General features: G+C 67.9%; 1 protein-coding gene. It reads right to left on the bottom strand.

Features of this window, described 5'->3' with window-relative positions:
• The coding region (locus ASD69_RS08420; protein WP_157499109.1) for a non-ribosomal peptide synthetase at positions 1–6,243 on the bottom strand (6,243 nt) is incomplete at both ends.

Raw genomic sequence — 6,243 nt, 5'->3', positions numbered from 1 at the left:
AGATAGTTCAAACGCTCGAAAACCGGCCCCAGCGCATCGGCATACTGATGGAACAGGCCGGCGGTCAGGTGCAGCACCGTCGCCTGGTGGCGTTGCAGCGTCTCGCCCAGCGCCGCCACATCCAGCAGGCAGGCCGGGGTGATGACGATCAACCGCGCGCCATGCAGCAGCGTGGCCCAGATCTCCCAGGTCGCCGCGTCGAACGCCGGATTCGCGCACAGCGCCACGCCGTCGGTCGCGCCCAGCGGGACGTACCGATCCTGCATCACCAGACGCAGCACCTGCTGGTGCTCGACCATCACGCCYTTGGGCGTKCCGGTGGAGCCGGAGGTGTAGATCACGTAGGCCAGCTGAYGCGAACTSGCACCGTGGGCACGGGTATCCSRATTGTGGTCCGGATACGCGGCCAGTTCCGCCTCGCTGTCGTCCAGCACCAGTTGCGGCACCGCGCTCGTCGGCAGGCGCTCGCGCATGGCCGATTGCAGCAGCAGCCGCTTSGGCGCGCTGTCTTCGAGCATGAAGGCCAGCCGCTCCGGCGGGTACTCCGCGTCCAGCGGCACGTAGGCGCCGCCGGCCTTGAGGATGCCCAGCAGRCCGATGATCAGCTCCGCCGAACGTTCGCAGCACAAGGCCACGCGCTCGTCCGGCCGCACCCCCTGGGCGATCAGGTAATGCGCGATGCGATTGGCGCGCGCGTTCAGCTCCGCATAGGTCAGCACGCGGTGCTCATCCACCACCGCTACCGCGTCCGGAGACTCGGCCGCCTGTTGCTCGAACAGCTCGTGGATCAGCGACTCGCGCGGATAGTCGACCGTGGTCACGTTGAACTCGGACAGCACCCGCTCGCGCTGCGCCGACGTCAGCAGCGGCAGCGCATCGAGCCGTTCGGTTGCAGCCGAACCGAGCGCCGACGCCATGGATGCCAGCACATGCTCGAAATAGCCGCAGATCGCCTCCGCATCGATGTCGGCGACGCATTGCGCGGTCAGCGTGAAATCCTGCCCATTGTCGTCGACCGACATCGAGAGCGGATAGTTCACTCCGTCTTCGGTGCCCAGCACCCGGAGGCCGTCCACCACCGGCATCATGCTGCCGATCGCCGCCGTGCCGCGGCTGTGACGGTAATTGAACATGGCGGTGAACAGCGGCAGCATCGGCGGCACGTCGCTACACCGTTGCGCGAGCGCCAGCGGCGCCTGTTCGTAGGCGAGCAGTTCCAGCAATTGGCGATAGGCGTCCTGCAGGGCCGTTTCGACGGAAACCCCGCGCAACGAGAAACGTATCGGAAGGTTGTTGATGAACATGCCCACCGCCCGGTCCGCGCCTTCCGCGCCTTGCAGGCGCCCGGAAAGCACGGTCCCGAACACCACGTCGTCACGCGCGGTGCATGCACCCAGAACGCGCGCGAAAGCGACGTGGAACAGGGTCGTGGAGGACACCTTGGCAACGCGCGCGCATTCGCGCAACGCCGCTGCCAGCGAATCCGGAAGCTGACGCTGCACCGTGCGCAGATCCGCCGACGTCTGGTGGGTATCGAGAATGCCGAAAGGCGCGGTCGGCTCGTCGATGCCGGCCAGCACCTTGCGGAAGTAGGCCTCGTATTCCGCCTGCGGCACGCTCGACGCTTGCTTGATGAGCGCGCGCAGCGACGGTGATGGCACCGGCTCCGACCATCCGGGCAACAGGCGCTGGCTCAACTCCGCGCGCACCAGCTCCGAGGCGGTGCGGTCGCCGAGAATATGGTGATAGAGCAGCGACAGCAGCCACTCGTTACGCTCGCGATCTTCCACGATATAGGCGGCAAGCAGCGGCGCACGACGCAAATCGATCTGGACCTGGCGCGGATCGGTGCGCGCGTCGAGGATGGCGACGGCATCCTCGCCCGCCTCGACCTGCAGCTCATGCACCGGCAGCGACGCTTCGCGTTGCACCACCTGGATCGGTTGCGGCATGCCTTCCCACAGGAAGGCGCAGCGCAGGATGTCGTGCCGCTGGATCACCTCGTCCAGCGCCGCGAGGAAGCGATCCAGCAGTTCCCTGCTCTCGAACGCCACCTGCGAACGCGACAGATAGGTGTCGCCTTTCGTTTCCAGCAAATGATGGAACAGCATGCCTTCCTGCAGCGGCACGAGCGGATAGACGTCCTTGATATTGGCGGCGCCGCCCGGAATGGACGCGACCACGCGATCGATCTCGTCCTGATTCAGCGTCACCAGCGTGATCATCTCGGGCGAGAGATGCGTCGTGCCTGCTGGGATCGACGCATCCTGCTCGTCCTCGTCGGTCGCTTCCACGGGACGCAGCCCCCTCGCGTACTCGGCCAGCGTCGGCGCACCGAAGATCGCACGCACTTCGCCGACCAGGCCTTGTTCGCGCAAGCGCTCGACCAGGGCCACCACCAGCAACGAGTGTCCGCCCAGTTCGAAGAAGTGGTCGTGCCTGCCGATCCGCGGCTGGTCCAGCAATGCCTGCCATACCCGCGCGACGACCTCCTCGATCTCCCCTTGCGGCGCTTCGTAGGCACGATGCCCCCAGTCGTCCGCCTGCGGCATCGGCAGCGCGGAACGGTCGAGCTTGCCGTTGGCGGTCAACGGCAGGCGGTCGACGAACAGATAGACCGACGGCTGCATGTAGTCCGGCAGGTGGCCGGCCAGCTTGGCGCGCAGGCCGGCGACATCCGGCTCGATGCCATCGCGCGCGGTTATGTACGCAACCAATTGCCGTTGGCCGCCGCGCTCGTGCACGGCAACAGCGGCCTCGTGCACGCCCTCGCAGGCGAGCAGGTGACCCTCGATTTCACCGAGTTCGATGCGGAAGCCGCGGATCTTGACCTGCTGGTCGCGACGCCCCAGGAACTCCAGCGTGCCGTCCGCACGCCAACGGCCGAGATCGCCCGTGCGGTACATCCGCGCTGCCGCATCGGCGTGGAACGGATCGGCGAGGAAGCGCGTTGCCGTTTCCTCCGGCCGTTCGAGATAGCCGCGCGCGATGCCGGCGCCGCCGATGCAGATTTCGCCGACTACGCCCGTCGGCACCGGCTGCAGTCGTTCGTCCAGCACATACAGGCGAGCGTTGTTGAGCGCGCGCCCGATCGGCAGGCGCGCCATCGGCTCGCCCGTGCACTCATGGGCCGACGCCGCCACCGTTGCCTCGGTGGGGCCGTAGACATTGAACAACCGGCGACCCACCCGCCAGCGTTCCGCCAGCGCGGGGGGACAGACATCGCCGCCCACCACCAGGCAGCGAAGCTCCGGCAAATCGTCATGCACGCAGGCAGCCAGCGCCGCCACCGGCAGCATCACCACGCTTACGCGCTGCTGGCGTAGGGTCCGTTCGAGCGGACCGCCCGGCTGCAGTTCCTCACGGCCCGCAAGGCACAGGCAGGCGCCATGCGCCAGCGCCATGAAGAGGTCAGCCGCACAGACATCGAACGACAGCGCGGCGAACTGCAGGACACGGTCGTGCGGCGACAGTCCCAGCCACTCGCCGTGCGCCAACGCCATGTTGAGCACGCTGGGGTGCTCGACCATGACGCCTTTGGGCATGCCGGTCGAACCGGAGGTGTAGATCACGTAGCAAAGATCGTGCTCGCCCGCGTCCGGATCGTCGGCCAAATCGGTTTGCGGCAGACGTCGCGCCAACAACGGCAAGTCCGTATCGAGACGAAGCACCGGGATGTCCAGCGCCGGCAGGACGTCTTCCGCCTCCGACTGGATCAGGATCGCGCTCGGGCCGCACTCGTCCAGGATGTGGGCCAACCGCGCACGCGGCAGCGACGGATCGAGCGGCACATAGGCACCGCCCGCCTTCAGCACGGCCAGTACGGCGACCACGAACTCGAAGCTGCGCTCCGCCACGATCGCCACGCGCTGGTCCGGCGCCAGCCCCTGCGACCGCAGATGATGCGCCAGCGCATTGGCGCGCGCATTGAGCGCGCCGTAGCTCAGGACCTCGCCCGCCAGCGACAGTGCGGGGGCCTCGGGCTGCGAAATCGCCCAGGCCTCGAAGCGCCGATGCACGCGCTCACCGCGCACGCGTTGCACGACCGGATTCGACTCCACTTGCGCGAGCGCTTGTCGCTGCTCAGCGGAAAGCAACGGCAACGCGCCGGCCGCTGTCGCGTCGGCCGTGACCATGCAGCGCAACACCTGCGAGAGCAGTTCGGCCACGCGCTCGATCGTGCCGCGTTCGAACAGCGCCGCAGCGTAGATGATCTGGCCGGACAGGCGATCGCCCACATCGGTGAGGTGCAGGGAAAGATCGAAGTGGGTATCGACCGTGGCCTGCTCGACCGGGGCCAAGGTCAGACCTGGCAATGCCAGCGTGCCGCCGGTGGGCTCGTTGTGCCAGGTGAAGCTGACTTGCGCCAACGCGGCGTGGCTCAGACTGCGCTCCGGCTGCACCGCCTCGACCACTTGCTCGAACGGCAGGTCCTGGTGGGCGAACGCCGAGAGCGTAGTCTCCTTCACCGCGGCGACGATCGCTGCCACCGTAGCGGAGGGCTCGACACGCACGCGCAGCGCGAGCGTATTGACGAAGAAACCGATCAAGTCTTCCACTTCGCGCCGTTGCCGCCCGGCCACCGGCGTGCCGATGACCAGATCGTCCTGGCCGGTGATGCGCGACAGCGCGATCGCCCAGCCGGCCATCAGCACCATGTAGAGCGTCGCGCCGTGCCGCTCGGCGAATGCGCGCAAGTCGCGCGCGAGATCGGCCGGGCAGTCGAAGAGTACGAGATCGCCGCGATGGCTCTGGATCGGCGGGCGCGAGCGGTCCAAGGGCAGGTCGATCAGGCTGGGCGCGCCCGACAGATGCTCGCGCCAGAACGCCATATCGCGCTCGAGCCGTTCGCCGTGCATGCGCTCGCGCTGCCAGAGCGCGTAGTCCGCGTACTGCACCGCCAGCGGCGGAAGCGGATCGGATTGCCCCATGTGGAAGGCCGGGTACAGCGCGCCCAATTCGCGCACCAGCACCGCCATGGACCAGCCGTCGCTGATGACGTGATGCATCGTCACCAGCAGTACGTGATCGTCGCTATCCAGGCGCACCAGGCGCGCGCGGATCAACGGTCCGCGAACGAAATTGAACGCTGCGCGCGCCTCGTGCAGCGCGATCTCGTCGAACGCCGCCGATCGCGCGTCGCCGGACAGCGCCGACAGGTCCTGCTCGGGCAGCACGAACGACCGGTCCAGGACATCGAGGTAGGGCACGCCGCCGTCATCGGGGAAAAAGCTGCGCAGAACTTCATGACGCTCCCAGATGCGCGCGAGGCTCGCCTTGAGCGCATCGACATCGAGCGCACCCGTCAGGCGCAGCGCCAGGGGCAGGTGGTAGGCAAGGCTGGCCTGGCTATCGAATCGTTCGACGAACCACAGACGCTGCTGCGCCAGCGACAGCGGCAGGCGCCGATCGCGCGCCACCGGGACCAGAGGCGGCTCCGGATTAGCCGTTGCGTCCGCTGCGGGCAAGGCGGCCGCCAGAGCCATCAGGGTCGGTGTGGAGAACAACAGCCTGAGCGGCATTTCAACGCCCCGAGCCTCGCGCAGGCGCGAAGCAAGTTGCACCGCCAGCAGCGAATGCCCGCCCAGTTCGAAGAAATGGTCGTGCCGGCCCACGCGCGGCACCTCAAGCAACTCCTGCCACAGCCGCGCGAGGGTCTCTTCCACCTCGCCCTGCGGGTCCTCGTACTCTCGTTGTGCCACCGCGCCCGACTGCGTCGTCGGCAACGCCGCGCGATCCAGCTTGCCGTTGGCCGTGCGCGGCAACTGCGCCATCGCCACCAGCGAGGACGGCAGCATATAGTCCGGCAGGCGCGAGGCCAGCTGCGCGCGCAGGCTCGCCGCGCTCTCTTCTTCCTCGCCCGCCGCTGCCCAGTACGCCACCAGACGCGCGTCCGCGCCTTCGCCCAGCAGCAGCACCGCCGCCTCGGCCACGCCCGGCAGCGCTTCCAGCTGCGTCTCGATCTCGCCGATCTCGATGCGATGACCGCGCAGCTTGACCTGGAAATCCACACGCCCCAGGCATTCCAGCCGTCCATCTGACCGGTACCGGCCCAGGTCGCCCGTGCGATACAGCCGCTCGCCGGCAACGCCGCCGATGTGATCGGCCACGAAACGTTCCGCCGTCAGTGCCTCGCGACCCAGGTAACCGCGCGTGACACCCGCGCCGCCCAGGTGGATCTCGCCCACCACCCCCACCGGCACCACTTCGCCACGCGCGTCCAGCACGTGCAGCTTCGTGTTC

The organism is Lysobacter sp. Root604, assembly GCF_001427505.1.
In the GTDB taxonomy this organism is placed as follows: Bacteria; Pseudomonadota; Gammaproteobacteria; order Xanthomonadales; family Xanthomonadaceae; genus Lysobacter.
Note: the sequence above shows the minus strand (reverse complement) of the source record. Positions and strands in the feature narration are given on the sequence as shown.